The sequence below is a fragment of the Vibrio sp. NH-7 genome, from assembly GCF_053643215.1.
The window spans coordinates 1,188,481-1,205,313 of the sequence record NZ_CM132188.1 but is presented as its reverse complement, the minus strand read 5'-3'; the positions used below and the strand labels follow the sequence as shown (position 1 = coordinate 1,205,313).

General features: G+C 47.8%; 15 protein-coding genes. 8 read left to right on the top strand and 7 right to left on the bottom strand.

What is annotated here, in order from left to right; translation table 11 throughout:
* Positions 1-192: 192 nt before the first annotated feature.
* From ACUALS_RS19810 to yddG, 6 genes are all read left to right on the top strand, one after another.
* Positions 193-642, top strand: coding sequence for an Lrp/AsnC family transcriptional regulator (locus ACUALS_RS19810; RefSeq protein ID WP_038134973.1), 450 nt, complete (start codon positions 193-195; stop codon positions 640-642).
* Positions 632-1,555 carry a LysR family transcriptional regulator gene (locus ACUALS_RS19805; RefSeq protein WP_454449486.1) on the top strand — a complete coding sequence of 308 codons (924 nt, stop codon included), beginning with the start codon at positions 632-634 and terminating at the stop codon, positions 1,553-1,555. The genes ACUALS_RS19810 and ACUALS_RS19805 overlap by 11 nt, the downstream gene beginning before the upstream one ends.
* A gap of 91 nt (positions 1,556-1,646) precedes the next feature.
* The gene (locus ACUALS_RS19800) at positions 1,647-2,261 is read left to right on the top strand and encodes a LysE family translocator (RefSeq protein WP_039477035.1); all 615 of its coding nucleotides are present in this window, start codon (positions 1,647-1,649) and stop codon (positions 2,259-2,261) included.
* Positions 2,262-2,306: 45 nt separating this feature from the next.
* Positions 2,307-3,302 (top strand): Gfo/Idh/MocA family protein, encoded by a 996-nt coding sequence (locus tag ACUALS_RS19795; RefSeq protein WP_454449485.1) that lies wholly within the window; start codon positions 2,307-2,309, stop codon positions 3,300-3,302.
* 11 nt (positions 3,303-3,313) lie between these two features.
* Positions 3,314-3,712 carry an OsmC family protein gene (locus tag ACUALS_RS19790; RefSeq protein ID WP_005469796.1) on the top strand — a complete coding sequence of 133 codons (399 nt, stop codon included), beginning with the start codon at positions 3,314-3,316 and terminating at the stop codon, positions 3,710-3,712.
* A gap of 63 nt (positions 3,713-3,775) precedes the next feature.
* Positions 3,776-4,681 carry an aromatic amino acid DMT transporter YddG gene (yddG, locus tag ACUALS_RS19785; protein ID WP_039477032.1) on the top strand — a complete coding sequence of 302 codons (906 nt, stop codon included), beginning with the start codon at positions 3,776-3,778 and terminating at the stop codon, positions 4,679-4,681.
* Here the strand turns inward: yddG and ACUALS_RS19780 are convergent.
* A complete protein-coding gene (locus ACUALS_RS19780) occupies positions 4,662-5,123 on the bottom strand; it encodes a L,D-transpeptidase family protein (protein ID WP_039477030.1) in 462 nt (153 codons plus the stop codon). The genes yddG and ACUALS_RS19780 overlap by 20 nt on opposite strands.
* A 317-nt stretch (positions 5,124-5,440) precedes the next feature.
* On the opposite strand from ACUALS_RS19780, the gene ACUALS_RS19775 reads away from it, so the two are divergent.
* On the top strand, positions 5,441-7,561 hold the full coding sequence (locus ACUALS_RS19775) for a sensor domain-containing diguanylate cyclase (protein WP_454449484.1): 2,121 nt from the start codon (positions 5,441-5,443) through the stop codon (positions 7,559-7,561).
* A gap of 57 nt (positions 7,562-7,618) precedes the next feature.
* Here ACUALS_RS19775 and ACUALS_RS19770 read toward each other — a convergent pair whose 3' ends face one another.
* From ACUALS_RS19770 to ACUALS_RS19745, 6 genes are read right to left on the bottom strand one after another with little or no spacing between them, the layout of a single operon-like run.
* Positions 7,619-9,250, bottom strand: coding sequence for a BatD family protein (locus tag ACUALS_RS19770; RefSeq protein ID WP_454450053.1), 1,632 nt, complete (start codon positions 9,248-9,250; stop codon positions 7,619-7,621).
* Positions 9,251-9,252: 2 nt separating this feature from the next.
* On the bottom strand, positions 9,253-11,169 hold the full coding sequence (locus ACUALS_RS19765) for a VWA domain-containing protein (protein WP_454449483.1): 1,917 nt from the start codon (positions 11,167-11,169) through the stop codon (positions 9,253-9,255).
* Positions 11,162-12,130: a vWA domain-containing protein gene (locus tag ACUALS_RS19760; protein ID WP_454449482.1), complete on the bottom strand. Its 969-nt coding sequence runs from the start codon at positions 12,128-12,130 to the stop codon at positions 11,162-11,164. Before ACUALS_RS19760 ends, ACUALS_RS19765 begins: the two co-directional genes overlap by 8 nt.
* Positions 12,131-12,595: a DUF4381 domain-containing protein gene (locus tag ACUALS_RS19755; protein WP_454449481.1), complete on the bottom strand. Its 465-nt coding sequence runs from the start codon at positions 12,593-12,595 to the stop codon at positions 12,131-12,133.
* Complete coding sequence (locus tag ACUALS_RS19750; RefSeq protein WP_454449480.1) at positions 12,592-13,515, bottom strand: DUF58 domain-containing protein; 924 nt, start codon at positions 13,513-13,515, stop codon at positions 12,592-12,594. Before ACUALS_RS19750 ends, ACUALS_RS19755 begins: the two co-directional genes overlap by 4 nt.
* 8 nt (positions 13,516-13,523) lie before the next feature.
* Positions 13,524-14,480: an AAA family ATPase gene (locus tag ACUALS_RS19745; protein ID WP_038141642.1), complete on the bottom strand. Its 957-nt coding sequence runs from the start codon at positions 14,478-14,480 to the stop codon at positions 13,524-13,526.
* A gap of 378 nt (positions 14,481-14,858) precedes the next feature.
* On the opposite strand from ACUALS_RS19745, the gene ACUALS_RS19740 reads away from it, so the two are divergent.
* Entirely contained in the window at positions 14,859-16,772 is a 1,914-nt protein-coding gene (locus ACUALS_RS19740; RefSeq protein ID WP_454449479.1) for a methyl-accepting chemotaxis protein, read from the top strand.
* Positions 16,773-16,833: the final 61 nt, after the last annotated feature.

Below are 16,833 nucleotides of genomic sequence, written 5' to 3'. Positions count from 1 at the left end.
TTGCTTCCTGTGCTAGTGGATTACAGCTTAATCAATTACTCGCATGATGACAGCCATCAATTCGTCGTAGATAAAAGTCAATGTGACGGAAATTCCTGTTAGATAAGTCAAATTGAACACTTTCCCCTGTCGGGCGTTTGTGTCACATTACTTTTAATCAACAGGATAAGTTGGGTAATGAGCTGGAAGAATATGGACAAATTTGATCATCAAATCATAGAGATACTAAAACGCAACGCGAGATCCTCCGTCAGTGACATTGCTCGTCAGGTCAATCTGTCGCGTTCGGCGGTGACGGCACGCATTGCTAAGCTGGAGCAAGAAAAGGTTATTTTGGGCTATCACGCTCAACTTGCAGATAAACAAAGCGATGCTCCTAAAATTCAAGCCTATTTGGCGCTTAAGTTCGATATGTCCTCGACGACTCAGTACTGCGAGACTTACGCAGAAAAGATCTACCAGATTGACGGGGTGAAGTGGTGTCATGCGATCAGTGGCGAGACTGACATGATGCTCTTTGTGGAAGTGCCAACCATGCAGCGGTTGAATCAAGTCCGTGATGAACTGCAAACCATCCCTGAGTTACGACATTTAATGACCCATACCGTCTTAACGGAGTTTTTCAATACCCATGGCCATTGACCAGATCAACCTAAACCTGCTTCGCTCATTGCAAGTGCTGTTAGATGAGTGCCATGTGAGTCGTGCCGCCGAGAAGCTCAATCTAACTCAATCGGCAGTAAGCCGACAGCTGTCCCAACTGAGAGAGCTGTGCGGTGATTCCCTATTGGTCCGTGATGGCAATCAGTTGATCCCGACACCCAAGGCGATGGAAATGAGAGGAAAGCTGGCTCAGCTGCTGGGTGAGGTGGACCAACTGCTCAATGATAAACCGTTTGATCCTTTGCTGTGGCAACAAGAATTTGTCATCTCCTCGAGTGACTACGTGGCGCAGTATATTCTACCAAATATTGTCGCCCTTGGTGCAGAGCATGCGCCGAAGGTGAATCTGGCGTATCGTCTATGGCAGCCTGACTATTTTTCCAAGATGAATGAGCAAGGCATACATTTAGCATCTACCATGTTGCCTGAGCCGCCCAAACATCTGAGCAGTGTTCAAATTGGCGAAGATAAATCCCTTTGCTTGATGCGAAAAAACCACCCATTGGCGAGCATTGAATCGCTGAGCTGTGACCAGATAACGGCGTATTCACATCTCAAAGTGACGGGGGGAGGAGACAAAGACAGCCCTGCAGATATTGCCCTGAATGCATTGGGTTATCAGCGCAGAATTGCACTTAAAGTGCCGTTTTTTTCGGCTGCCATTAACGCCTTACTTGCCAGTGATTATTTGATGATTGTACCTGAGCATATTGCGATTAATCTCTCACGTGAGTATCCACTTACTTACGCGACTCTCCCTTTTGATACTCAGGCACACCAGTATTGGCTGATGTGGCACCCGAAATATGACCTCGATAGCGCGCATCAATGGATGAGAGCGCAGGTCCTCCATGTCATGCAAACATGCCCTTATTCAATAGGCATGATTTGAAATCATGAGTGGTATGATTAATGACAATTTCAAATCATAACCTGTGTCATTTACCTTGGTAAAAAAAGGAAACAACAATTAGGAAAAAAAGATGACTCTGACAGTTTGGCTTTCACTGTTTACTATTTGCCTATTGGGTGCGATGTCACCTGGGCCAAGTTTGGCGCTCGTGGCGAAACACAGCTTGGCAGGAGGCCGTATGAATGGGCTCGCGGCGGCGTGGGCTCATGCGACAGGGATTGGTATCTATGCGTTTATTACCCTTATCGGCTTGGCTGTGGTGCTGCAGCAATCCCCGCTATTGTTTAAGAGTATCAGTTACGCGGGCGCGGGCTACTTAGCCTACTTGGGATTCAATGCGCTGCGCTCGAAAGGTGGTGTTGCCGCTAAGCTGGAATCGGGTGAGCAAACTAGCCTTTGGCAGTCGGCGCGAGAAGGCTTCTTAATCTCACTGCTTAGCCCGAAGATTGCTCTTTTCTTTATCGCACTGTTTAGCCAGTTTGTTGCAGTCGGAGATGGCTATGCGGCAAAAACGGTTATCGTTGCAACACCTCTGGTGGTCGATGGTTTGTGGTATACCTTGATTACTTTTTTACTATCCAGCCCGAAAATAATTGATAGAATTCGTTCCAAAGCACAGTTGATCGACAGATTGTCTGGCGCGGTACTCATATTGCTTGCTATCCGAGTCGTGCTTACAGTCTAGATAACAACCATGCCCACGTTAGAGTGGGCAATCAGGGAGAAAATAATGATAAGACTTGCGGTCATTGGGACAAACTGGATCACAGACCAGTTTGTTGAAGCGGCATTGAAATCGGGGGAGTATCTACTCGCAGGGGTATATTCGCGTTCACTTGAAAGTGCAGAAAAATTCGCAGAAAAGTATGACAACCCTGCGCTGTTTGATGATCTTGATGCGCTAGCGACATCACCTTTAGTCGATGTTGTGTACATAGCGAGCCCCAATAGCCTACATGGTCCACAAGCGATTCAAATGATGGAAGCGGGTAAGCACGTCATCGTTGAAAAACCGATGGCCTCAAGTTTTGAACTCGCACAGCAGATGTTTGAGGTGGCAAAAGAACACAATGTGATTCTGTTTGAAGCCTTTATGTCTTGTCATATGCCTAACTTTAAGCGTTTAAAAGACGCCCTTTCGGGAATCGGCAAGATTCGCAAAGGTTTGATCACCTATTGTCAGTATTCGTCGCGTTATCAAAAATACCTCGCGGGCGAAAATCCCAATACGTTCAATCCAGCGTTTGCCAACGGTTCCATCATGGATATTGGTTTCTACTGTTTGAGTTCGGCGGTTGAGCTGTTTGGTGAACCCTTGGCAGTGAATGCGCAAGCGCACCTTTTGGAGTCAGGAGTGGACGGCAGTGGCAGTGTCACTATGAGTTACGATGGCTTTGAAGTGGTCTTGCAACACTCGAAAATCAGCGATTCCTACTTACCGAGTGAAATTCAAGGGGAAGAAGGGGCACTGTTGATTGATATGATCTCGACAGCGAAGAAGCTCACCAAATTCACTCGAGGCAGTGACTTAGGCGTGGACCTGAGCGTTAAGCAAGAGACCAACCCAATGTATTACGAAGCACAAGAGTTTGCTAGGCAGTTCAAGCAGAAATCAGCAGATGAAAAGTGCACGCAACGATCCTTGATTGTGGCAAAATTACTTGAGGAAATTCGCCGCCAAACCGGTGTGAAGTTCCCTACAGATACGATTAGCTCAACCAAATAAGAGAAAAACAGATGCAAGCTGAAGTGAAATGGATTGATGAGTTTAAGTTTTTAGGTCACTCCCAGTCGGGGCATTCCGTGGTAATGGATGGCAACGGCGGTGCGACCGCGCCAAGCCCGATGGAAATGGTATTGATGGCCGCTGGTGGTTGTAGCTCGGTAGACGTTGTCGATGGGCTCAAAGAAGCGGGTCAAGCTGTGACAGCATGTACTGCTAAGTTGACCACAGAGCGTCGTGAAACGGCACCACGTATTTTTACTAAGGTGAATATTCATTTTGAAGTGTCTGGAGAGAGCCTAGATGCAGAGGTCGTCGCGAAAGTCGCTGCCGATTCTCTGGAAAAGTATTGCTCAGTGTGTTTGATGCTTGGCCAAGGTGTGGAGATGACACACAGTTGGGAAATCATCTAGTTTAACGCTCACCTCATAACTAGCCGAGCAATTTGCTCGGCTTTTTTGACGAAGATAATCACTATGTTTCAAACCCATAAATTTACTATCGCCGGTATTGCGGCCATTCTGCTTTGGAGCAGTGTGATGGGCGTTGCGCGTGCGGTGACGGAAATGCTTGGCCCTGTTGGCGGAGCCGCGTCGATTTACACCGTTGCTGCCCTGTTTCTTGTTGCGGTGATGGGCGTGCCCAAATGGCGCCAATATTCTCTGCGTTATGTGCTGCTCGGCGGCGGGCTTTTTGTCGCCTATGAAATGTGTTTAGCTCTGGCTCTGGCAATGGCGAATGATCGCCAACAAGCCATTGAAATGTTGGTGATTAATTACTTATGGCCAGCGTTAACCGTGCTTTTGGCGGTGCTGGTGAGTGGCAAGAAAACCAATGTGCTGGTTTATCCAAGCGTGGCACTGGCGTTTGTTGGCGTCGCATGGAGTATTTCCGGCGATCAAGGGCTCTCTTTAACCCAAATCAGTGCCAACATTGCCACTAACCCGACCACCTACGCGATGGCGTTTGTTGGCGCTTTTTTATGGGCAATCTACTGTAATTTGACCAAGCGAATTTCCAACGGGCAAAATGCTATCACGCTGTTTTTCATCATGACGGCGATTTCTCTCTGGATTAAATACGCTCTAAGCGCAGAAACCGGAATGAGTGTGACGTTAGAGTCGGGCAGCTTACTTTTGGTAGCTGGCGTGTTTATGGGCAGTGGCTATGCGTTATGGAACTACGCCATCATTGGTGGGAACATGGTGCTACTGGCGACGTTGTCGTATTTTACCCCTGTCTTATCGACCATTATTTCGTCGATTATTTTAGGGATTGCACTGTCGTCTAGTTTTCTACAGGGCGTCGTGATGGTGACGTTGGGGTCGTTGATGTGCTGGTGGGTGACACGAGATAAACCGATCACCAAACAATCTCGATAGGCGTGCCAATAGTCACTAGGCTGAGTAACTCGTCCATTTCTTGATTAGTAATGGCGATACAGCCGTCCGTCCAGTCAAAGCTTTGCACATAATTGGCTGGACGACGCTCTCCGTTTTTCAAACCGTGTATCTTGATGTCTCCGCCTGGGTCGAGGTTGTGCACCCTTGCATACGTTCTATCCCGTAGGTTGGGATAGCTAATATGGATCGACTTATAATATTGCGAGTCTTCGATAACAAAATCGAGATAGTAGCGACCTTCTGGGGTTTTTTGATCACCTTCCTGTCTCTTATGTCCTTTTGGTGATTGCCCCAGAGCGACTCTATACTCCCGCACCACCTCTTTGCCATCCATCAGGTACATTCGGCGTTTAGATTTATCCACTTTGACTAAGTCTACGCCTGCAATGGACACCGCTGAAAACAGAGTCAGTAAAGTCATCAACAATAGCTTTTTCAATGGTCTCTCCAGAGATATTGGGGGTGTACGCCCTTGGTACTTTTATTTTATACCGATCCAAACTTAGGGATGATTCTCTTTCTTCGAGGTCGTATCGGATAAACAAATTACATATTGCTCACTGATGTAAGTTTTGGAAATAAGATCATAAAAAATGTAAGTCGTATCATATCTCGTAAACTTGCTTCATATGAAATGCGAGGCACTTAACAATGGCCCCGAATAACATTTGATTGCACCTTGGTAACTGTTACTTTTTTAATCGAAAAAAGATAATAAAAAAGGTCCAGGCTAGGATTATGTTCCCACGAATGCTACTCAAAAACATCTTATCAGCTAGGAACCAACGGTTTCTCGCTAATTCGTTGTTCCAGTATATCGATGAACTCTTGGGTGTAGAGCACATCGGTGTGTTCAGCGAACCAAAAGTCGGCAACTCCGCTGAGTTCCTTTACAAAAAAGGGGAACCCGCTGACTTAGAACTATACCCTAAAACTTTCTGGACTTGGGTATCGCAATTTGACACCTCTGATGGTCTTCTGCCTCTAAAAATGAACACGTGTCAGTGGGCATACGAACAGCATATGTCATCTGAGAGCTATGTGTTCATGCTCGACAATCATCCTGAAATGCGTACCTACCTTATTGCCGAGAATGTGGACCCTCAGCGTATCAGCCAGTCGAATGAGAGCAATCAACTGGAGGCGCTACAGATTATCGCCGCGCGCTGGCAATGTGTTCGTGCGGAAACCGAAGCTGCGAAAGAGTTCAAACAGCGAGACATCAAAGAAGCCAAATATTTAGATGTCATCAAACAGCGCGAGTTATTTATTGAAAATATGAAACTTGTCCAACAAGTGGCGGTGGACATTTCTAACCCATCTAATCTTGATGAGTTATATCGAATGGCTGTTGAGTCAGTGCGAGATAAACTAGGGTTCGACCGCGCTGTGTTTATGCTGCTCGACATTAAAAAGCGCTGCTTTAGTGGGACTTACGGCACCGACGAGTTTGGTAACACAGCTAGTGAGCACCATACTCAATATGATTTGCATCAGCTTGAAGAAACCTACATTAACGCCTTGTTTGAAGGGAAAGAGAACCTAGTGATTGTTGACGGTGCGCCATTGTACACCGCTGGCAACGTGATTGGTCAGGGCTGGAACGGTATGCTCATCCTCCGTGATGGCGAAGAGATCATTGGTTGGATTGCGCTCGACAATTATATTAATCGTAACCCTATTACCTCCTATCAACGCCAAATGCTCGAGTCATTTGGCTCGCTCCTTTCCCAGATTTATATTCGTAAACGTCAAGAACAAAATGTGCGCATGTTACACGCCAGTATGGTTGAGTTGTCGCGCTGCATGACAGTGAGCGAAGTGTGTAAATCTGCGGTCACCTTTGCCATTAACCGATTGGGTATCGATCGTTTTGCGGTATTTTTGACCGATAAAGAGTGCACCCACATGCAAGGTACTTGGGGTACCGATATTCAGGGCAATGTGGTGGACGAATCCTACTACCGTTCAGATACGGTCGAGCGCTCAATCGTGAATGCGGCTAAAGTCAGCCCAAACGATGTGGTGTTTGAAGAGTCGGTTCCCATCTACCATGACTTCCATATTGTAGGTTTTGGTTGGACTGCGATGACGATGCTTGTCGACAATAACGGGGAGCCTATTGCGTTTATCGCAGCAGACAACCTGATTAAGCGAACTCCTCTGACGCACCAACTGCGAGAGGTCATTCGTATGTTTGCGTCCAATCTGACGGAAGTTCTGTTGCGCACTCGGGCTCAAGAAGAGATTCACCAGATGAACGAGAATCTTGAGCAAGAAGTGAAAGCGCGTACTCGCGACCTACAGAAAGCGAATGAACAGCTTGAAATGATGGCAAAGATGGATCCATTGACGCGATTGGGTAACCGTCGCATGCTCGAAACGACGTTAGAAGAGTTGTGTATGAGTTGCGAGGATGGGAGCCAACACTACGGTTTAATCCTGGTCGACATCGATCATTTTGGTTTATACAACAATCACTACGGCCATATGCAAGGCGATATCGCATTGATGCGAATCGGCAATATTTTGCAGCATCATACTCAGTCAGAAAACGAAGTGTTTTGCCGAATTGGTGGCGAGGAGTTTGCCTTACTGGTGGTAAATCAATCTCCAGAACGTGTTGCCCATTTGGCGGAATGTATCCGAAAATGCATTGAGGATGAGCAAATCCCGCATCACCTCAATACGTGCAGCGAGTTTCTCACCGTCTCTGTGGGGTATGCGGTACTGGAGCTTAATCAAAGTGAGTTCAGTTTCGACCGTTTGTATGTCGAAGCGGATGACTCACTGTATCGGGCAAAAGAGCTAGGCAGAAATACGGTCAGTGGTAGTGTCAGTCTGATTGAAGTTGCGTAACTGAGCCCCGAGAATAGCAAGGCAGCCTCTGGATGGCTGCCTCTATTTTTCTCGTTATTACAACGATGCAAGTTCCGTACGAGCTGCTGGCTTTTTATTTTGTATTTTTTCCACCTTTTTGATGAGTTGTACAAGCTGGCGGCTATCCCAAGTTACGCTGCTTGATGAGTATTGGCTTTGGTTCATTGCCTCAAGCTCTAAATCGATTTGGCGTTTCAAATCGTCATCTTGAATTTGAATTTCTGACCACCAAAGATTGAAGCGGTAACCGACCTGAACCAAGTCTCGGGTTTTAATTGCATCCATCAATGAGTCGAGGCTTGATTGCGCTTTTGGCGAGGTGCCTTGAGCTTGGCGCGGCGCTCGTTTCAATTTCAATAACCAAGCAAGAGTCATCAGCCAAAGAGAGGCAAACAGAGCTGTTGCGTGGGGCCAATAGCCTCGGTCAACAATCGTTACTGTCTCTTGCGCCAACTGCGGTGTATTGAGTAAAACTGGTTCACCAGTATTGATTTGCTCTCCTGGAGCAACATTTAACGTGATACCTTCAATGTTGGCCGTTGCAGCGGCTTCTTTTTGGCTATCCCACCAATTGAGTTGAATCGCGTTGAGATCAATGTTTCCTTGCTGCTGAGGGATCAACACCTGCTTGACTGTCATACGCGTGACGTCGTCACCCAAGGCGGAAAACTGCGGTTTTTCTTGATACACACGCACAGAGCTTGGGTAGTTGACCTTGATGTCGGGGAAGCGCTCGCTAGAAAGCCCCTGAATATCAAGGGTAATCTCGCGGCTAATGGAGTCTCCAACTGTTGTGTCTAGGACTGCGGAGGTGAGAGCGTTGCCTTCACTGTCCATCCAACGTTGGGTCATTGATAGTTTGGATGCAGGCAACCAGTGCCCTTGAAAGCTCTCTGGGATCGCGTGGACCTTGATAGTGAAGGTTTTTGGCTCAGTGTTTGCTGACACTAGTTTGGTGGTGCCGCTACGACTGTCACCAACAATCACGCTACCTGTAAAGCCAATCCCAGAGAGAACAAAGTCGCCGGGCTTATCTGCGGTGATACGGTAGTTTTGAACGAGAACCGTCACCTCAACACCGTCTAGAACGCTTTGGTACTGATTCGGTTCCCCGATCGCGTCCAACGTTAACCCTTCGCCTTTCGGTGGAAGTACGCTCGGGTTTTGCAGCCTTCTTGGATCCGCTTTAATGATCAATCGCGTTTTTAGCAGAGCGCTCTCACTTGGATAGAGAGTTTGTTTATTGAGGGTGTTCTGCAGCTCGACAAGATCACTAGCCTTAGGCGCTTCACTGTCCATATTTACTTCAATGGCGATAGGATCAGATTGCGCACCTTCGACTGAAAATGACGGGATTCGGGTTATACCTAAGCGCTGAGCGGCGAGAGACACGTTCCACTCGCTCCTCGTTGTTCGGCTGCCGTTGATAATGTTGAGTGAGGTACCAAAACTAGGTCGACCGACATAAAAGTCTTGTTCTAGTACGCTAAAGTCAATCTCATCAGAGTCGACTTTTTCGTCTACCACAATACGCAGTTGAAACACTTCGTTTTTAACCACTTTGTTTTTGCTGACCGTCACCCAAATGTTCGCGGCAGACGACGGAGCGCTCACCAACGCGAGTAAGGTGACGAGTAAGCTGATAAAAATGCGTGTGTTGAGGTTCATCATTACCATTTCTTACCTGTTTGTTGTGGTGGTTGTTTTTGTTGTGCTTGTAGCAGCATTTGCGCTCGCAGCAAACGGCTGGGATCTCTAGCAGCTTCCATTTGCTGGAGTTTTCTCAACTCGGGATCAATCGGTTGTTGGTTGTCTTGGCTGAGATCGGCAGCAAGAGCGTCAGAGTCTGTTTGCGGCTCGTTGGTTGAGGGTTGAGCCTGCGATTGAGGGCTTGGCTCACTGTCCTCTTGTTGACCTTGTGGCTTCTCTTCTTGTTGACCGCTTGGCTTGCTTTTTTGCATGCCATCTGGGTCATCTTGCGCTTGCTCACCTTGTTGAGGTTGGGATTTTTCCTCTTGTGTCGATTGTTGTTGTGGCTCACCTGTGTCAGAGGCTTGCTCAGGGTTCGACTGCTGCTCAGAAGGCGTTTGTTGACCTTTTTCCTGCTCTGAAGAGGAACGGTTTTGCTGAGCATTTTGATTGTTTTGTTCAGGTGACTGGCTAGAATCGCCTTGCTGTTGCTGTTGCTGTTGCTGTTGCTGTTGCTGTTGCTGTTGCTGTTGCTGTTGCTGTTGCTGTTGCTGTTGCAGTTGCTGTTGCAGGCGCTTCTTTCCCCACTCTAAATTGGTGCGTGCGTCTTGATTGTCTGGCTCTTGTTTTAGAACCGATTCGTAGAGGTCAATCGCATCTTGATAGTTTCCAAGTTGAGCCAAGGCATTTGCTCGGTTGTACATTGCCTGTGGGCTAGAGAGTGGCGCGAGGGTTTCTGCTGCGCCTTGGTAGTCGCCCGACTCATATTGGGCAATGCCTTTCCAATTCGGATCCTCAAACAAGTCTGCGGCTTGTTGGTATTGTTTGTTTTCGAAATGCTGCATTGCTTGCTGATCTTTGGTTAACCATGGGCTCGCTTGGGCCGACGGTGAGTGAGCAAGTGGCAGAACTGCCAGAGCAATCGCAAAGAAGACTCCTCGGCGAAACATCAATAACGCTGGAATAATCAGTAGCGGAATCAACCAAAAACCTTGATTGATTCTCTCCTCAATCATTTGATCGCTTTTGGTTGCACTTGTTTCATCAACTTGGGAAGTGGATCGGGCAATTTGCAACACATCATTGTTGGTAACTTGTACGGGAACAAATTGACCACCCGTCTCGAAAGCCAGCGTTTGCATATTGGTAAAGTTGGATTTCGCAACAACAGGTTGGCCGTTGTCTAGCGTCATTAGGCTGCCATTGTCCAGTTTGATTGGCGCGCCTGCACGAGACCCTATGCCCAGTATCGATAGGTGCCAGTTTGAGTTGCTCAGCAGGGATTCGATGGTGTTTCTCTCGGTATCATCAATATCGTCAGTAACCAATACGATATGACCAGTCGCGAGGCCAGTATTTTGCATCATCTCGATGGCGAGCTTTATGCCACTGGCAGCATTCGCGCCGGGGTAGGGCATAAGTTCAGGTGATAAGTTAGGCACCAAGTTGGCGATGGTGTTGGCATCACTAGTCATTGGGCTGACCATATAGGCGTCGCCTGCATAAGCGACCAAACCCGTGCTCCCTTCTTGCCAGTGAGAGAGGAGATCGGTCACTTTGTAGCGTGCTTGAGTGAGTCGGTTGGGTTTAATGTCGGTGGCGTACATAGACATCGACATATCCATCACAACGACACGGGCACTGGTGTTGGCAAATCTTGGACGCTCAAGGGCGTGAAAACTAGGGCCGGACAGCGCAACTATTGCAACCACCCCACTCAATGCGATGAGAGCGAATCGGCGGCGATTGAGCGTTGTGCCTTGAACTCCCATCGCTTTTGCTAGATGGGGGGCGATTAAGGTTTGTGTTCGCGCTCTACTCTTTATCCAGAATATGAGGGCGAACCATGGTAGCAATGCGATTAACCACATCGGGTTAAGGAGAACGAAATTAGACATGATTTCTCCTCAATAAGATCAGAAAAACAAAGCCAAGCAAGGCAATGCTCAGCGGCAGTGGAAACCACTCTTTTTGTGGACGCCAAGTTTGTGTCGCCTGAGAAATTGGCTCCAAACTGTTGATGGTGTCATAAATTGTCGCGAGATCTTTGGCGTCGCGGGCTCTGAAGTACTGCCCGCCAGTCACTTGCGCAATGTCCATCAGTGTTCTTTCGTCGAGGTCTTGGGCGGTGTTGACTTTGCGGGTCATAAAAAACTCTTTCACGACCATTTCTCCAGCGCCCACGCCGATGGTGTAGATCGTTGCGTTGTATTTTTTCGCGATCTTGGCGGCTTCTAGCGGATCCAGCACGCCTGACGTATTGCTCCCATCGCTAAGCAACACCATCACGCGTTGCGGCGCATCGCTATCGACAAAGGTTTTGGTGGCAAGACCAATGCCCTCACCGATTGCCGTTTTTTCCCCAATCAAGCGTAATACCAATTGATTGACCTGCTCGGCAATGGTCTTTCTATCGAGAGTCAGAGGGGTTTGCAAATAGGCGTGATCGGCAAACAAGACCAATCCCAAGCGATCTCCCTCTCGTTTGCTTGCGAAGTCACTCACGACCTTTTTTACCGCGGTGAGGCGATCGACGTAGTCACCATCATCAAGCATATCTTCCTTGCTCATGGAGTAAGAAAGATCGAGGACCAACATCAAATCTCGATGCTTCGGTTGAGTGGTGACAGGCTCTCCATACCAGACGGGTCTTGCCATTGCCGCAAGCAGGGCAACCCAAACAATGGCGGCGATGATTTTTGCCAGCCCATTTTTCGGCGCGTTTCCTTGTCCATGACTAGGAACGTACGGCAGATAAATGGGCGATTGATGTTTAGCCGCTGGCGCAAAGTAGTAAATGACCAGTGGCAAAGGTAGTAGCAATAAGCTCCACCACCAAACAAGATCAAAACTAGCCAACTATGTTCTCCTTCTTTTCGGTGGTAGTGCTTGCTCTACCCAATCTTTGCAATCTTGGATCAGTTCATCGCCATTAGAGATCGGCTGCTTGCTGTACAGCGCCTGCTGCCATTGTGTTTGATTGGGCGTAAAGCGCGGTGCTTTGAGTTGACTGTCTAAAAACTCATACCAAGTTGTTCCGGTTAACTGGGCGATCTCTTCACGAGGGTAGTAACAAAGTGCCGCTTGCCTAACGAGTTCAATCGCTTCTGACGGTTTAGTTCCTTGAGTTAACAGTCGCAAAGCCGTTTTCTTGGGCGCAAGGCGCTTTTTGTTCCAACGCAGCAGTAGCCACATAACGAGCAAGCATAAAAGGACTGCTGCAAAAACTGCCCACCATCCCCATGCGAGTGGAAACCAAGCTGGGGCCTCTGGTAAATGCAGAGGTTGGAGTGAGAGTGGTGAGGCTTGAGTGTCTGTACTCATGATTGGAATCCATGTAGCTGGTGAATAAGCGCAGTGTCGCTAGAGAGCGTCGAAAAACTCATGCCCAAGCGATGGGCAAGGAGCTTGAGTTGCTGCTGCTGTTGATTGAAGGCAGACTCAATGCCTTGGCGCGTTTTCTTTGATGAAAAGTCGAGCCAACGTGTTGTGTGTTTGTCTGACACTTGTTCTGTGCCACGAAAAGCCGTAATGCCTTGCTCAAGCGGATCACAGATTTGAATCAGACGAACCCGATTATGCTGACCCAAACGGCGAAGCAGGTTTTGATCTTCTTCACTGAGTCTAATGAAGTCGCTTAACAGGACGATCTCACTGCCTTTCGGACACATGCGCACCAAGGCTTGAAGCCCTTTGGCCATGTTTTCATCAGCGCTGTTGGGCTCGGTAAGTTGAGCTTGATGATGGGTCACTAGGGCTTGGGCAATCGCCAATGCTCCTTTATTGCGCGATGTCGGTTTTAGCTCAATAAGCTGGTTTCCCAAATCCAACAATGCGCCAACCCTATCTTGCGCAGAGACACTCAGCCAAGCGATTAGGCTCGCCATGTGCGCCATCTGGACCGATTTGAGCATTAACTGAGAACCAAATAGCATACTTGCACTTAAATCAAGGTAGAGCACTATTGGCTTTTCTCGTTCTTCAGTAAACAGCTTGGTATGAGGTTTTCCAGTGCGAGCGGTTACTCGCCAATCAATTGCGCGGATGTCATCACCACTTTGGTATTGGCGAACCTCACTAAAGTCCATGCCTCGACCAAGTTGTCGGCTTTGGTGTTGACCAAGCATCTGTGACCACAGACTTTTGGCGGGGGGCAACCATTGGACACATTGCTGCTTGTAGTAAAGCAACTCATCCAAGTTGAGGTTAACGCCATCACTGTAAGGCGCGAGTTCTGGTGTCATACTCACCTCTACGCGCTGCCGACTAACGATAAAATCTTGTTGATGACTTGATTCGGGTGTATCCCTTCCGCCTGTGCTTGGTAACTGAGTAGCAGACGATGGCGCAATACAGGGAATGCCATCGCTTGGACATCTTCAGGGGAGACGAAATCACGTCCGTTTAACCAAGCGTGAGCACGAGCGCAGCGGTCTAAGGCGATGGTCGCGCGCGGGCTGACACCCATTTCAAGCCATTGGTTCAGTGTATCGTCGTACTGCGACGGTTGACGAGTCGCCATAACCAAGCGAATGATGTATTGCTCAATCGTGTCAGCCATATGAATATTCAGCACCTCTTGGCGCGCAGCAAAAATATCCTCTTGGCTCAATCTTGGCGGCTTAGCACTACTGTCACCTTTCGCTTCGCCTCGATTTAAGCGCAATATAGCCAATTCACTTTCTGCGTCTGGGTAGTCGACATCAAGGTGAATCAAAAAGCGATCCAACTGAGCTTCTGGGAGTGGGTAGGTGCCTTCCTGCTCGATCGGGTTTTGAGTCGCCATCACCAAAAAGAGCGCTGGCAAGGTGTAGGTTTTGCGCCCAGCAGTGATCTGCTTTTCTGCCATCGCTTCGAGCATGGCTGCTTGCACTTTTGCCGGAGCACGGTTTATCTCATCAGCCAGAATGAGCGAATTGAAGATCGGACCTGCTTGAAAGGTGAACTCGCCAGTTTCCGGGCGATAAATGTCGGTGCCTGTTAGGTCGGCGGGGAGGAGGTCAGGGGTAAACTGGATACGGTGAAAATCCCCTTCAATACAGTCGGCGAGTGATTTTACTGCGCGAGTTTTGGCTAAGCCAGGAGGCCCTTCAACTAAGATGTGGCCATCTGCCAACAGTGCGACCAACAATTGCTCGACCAATTCACTTTGACCAATAACTTGGCTGTTTAAGTACTCTCTTAGCTGTAAAAGTGCCTGTGATTGCATTCCATTTTCTCCTCATTTTTTCACTTAGTGATTTGCAACTTAGAAAAGTTCCGTCCCTTAAGGTGTTTTTACCTCACTTGGCGATAAAAGCATCAATAAGAACAAGCCATGTCGATAAAGCCTTATCGGTCAGCAGGTTAAGATATGGGGCTAAAATCTAGAGAAACAATATTTCATTAGTGAAATCACAAATCTCAAACTAGATAGCAAAGTTTTGCAGGAAAAATGTCCGGTTAACTACAAATTAGTAAAGGAATGTGTCAAAACGTCGATATACTTAGAAGATTGGACAGGCCTCACGTAGGGAGAGCATCGGCGAATGTCGTCAGTGTGAAGGCCAAACATTTACAACCATTGCTTTCAGAAGGCAGAGAACCAATGAAATTTAACTCCATTAGTATCAAGCAAAAGGTCGTTGCAGGGATTACCTTCGCTGTACTAGCGTCCACCATTATTGTTGGTGTTATGGCGCAACGACAAGCGCGAAGCGTTCTTGAACATCGTCTTATTGACATCGAACTCCCGTCAATGCTTGAGCAAATCAATGCACAGATTGACCGCGAAGTGATGCAGCTTTTGCTAGCGGCAGAACAAGTCGCGAACAACGAATTTATTAAGCAAGCGGTCAATACCACATCCATTGATGCGCAAACCGAAGCCTTGTTGGTGAAAGAGCTTAATAACGTACGTAGTCAATATCAGTTGAATGATGCGTCTGTTGCGAACCGAAACACCGCATACTATTGGAATCAAAACGGCTTCTTACGCCAACTAAACCAACAACAAGATGGTTGGTTCTTTGGCTTTACGCAGTCAGGTAAGCCGACGTCGGTCAGCATTTTCCAAGAGGCGAATGGCGATGTGAAAATGTTCGCCAACTTCCAGCTAACCAATGGGTTGACCATGTCCGGCTTGTCCAAATCAATGGACGATATGGTCTCTTTGCTAAACGGCTTTAAGATTGAGAAAACCGGTTTTGTCTTTTTGACGGACGCAGAAGGTAACGTTCAAATCCACCGTGACAGCAGCAAAGCAAAATCTTCTCTGTCTCAGCTGTTTGGTCGTGAATCGGCAGATCTATTAGGCAAATCAGGTTTTAACCTCATCGAGGCAGATTCAGATGGACAGCGCGTGTTCGTTGCCAGCACTTACATTCCTTCAATGAACTGGTTTGTCGTTGGTGTTGTACCTGTTGATGAAGTGTTCGCCGATCTAAACAGTGTTGCCAAGCAAATGATGATAACGACTGTTGTGGTAGCTGGCTTGTTTATCTTTATGGGTATCTTCCTTGCCAACAGCATTGCGAGCCCAATTCGAGCGATTGCAGAACGTTTCAGTGACCTTGGAAAAGGCGACGGTGATTTATCTCAGCGTATCGAAGTGAAAGGCAGCGATGAAATTGGCCAGCTTTCGGAAGGGTTCAACGGCTTTATCGAGAAGATTCACGAATCGATGAAAGAAGTGGCATCGACCAGTGGTGCGCTTCAGTCGGCTGCGGATGGGGTTTCAAGCAAAGCCCATACTACGCACAACAACAGTCAGATGCAGCGCGATCAAACTATCCAAGTAGTGACAGCGATTAACCAAATGGGCGCAACGATCAGCGAGATTGCATCGAATGCCGCGACCGCTGCTGAAACGGCTTCACAAGCATCAGACAACACTCAAGTCGGTCAAGATGTGGTCAACAAAGCCAAAGATGCCATCAGTCGACTTGCTTCCGACATTGAGAGTACTGGCCAAGTTGTAGAACAGTTAGCGTCTACCACGCAGGATATTGGCTCAATCTTAGACGTAATTCGTGACATTTCAGAGCAAACCAACCTGCTTGCACTTAACGCGGCCATCGAGGCTGCACGTGCTGGTGAGCAAGGTCGAGGCTTTGCGGTGGTTGCGGATGAGGTTCGTAACCTTGCTAGCCGCACCGCAGACTCTACCGAAGAAATTCAGAAGATGATCAACCAACTGCAAAGCGACGCAAAAGATGCGGTAACCGCGATGGAAGCAGGTAAAGCGGTAACGGGTGAGGGCGTTTCCTCTTCCGATGAAGCGGTGGAAGTATTGATCTCTATTTCTGAGCGTATTCATGATATTTCAGATCGAAACACGCAAGTGGCAACGGCGACCGAAGAGCAGTCAACGGTTGTTCATACCATTAACCAAAATATCGAAGAGATTAATGCAATCAACGAAGTGACCACGGGCACGGCAGAAGAACTGGCGGCAGCAAGTGCGGAGCTGAAAGATCTCTCGATGCGTCTTGATCGTATGGTTGGCAGTTTTAAACTGTAAACTGCACGCCAAGCTAGAAAAAATGGGGCTAAGTGGGTTACACTTAGCCCCATTATTTTTA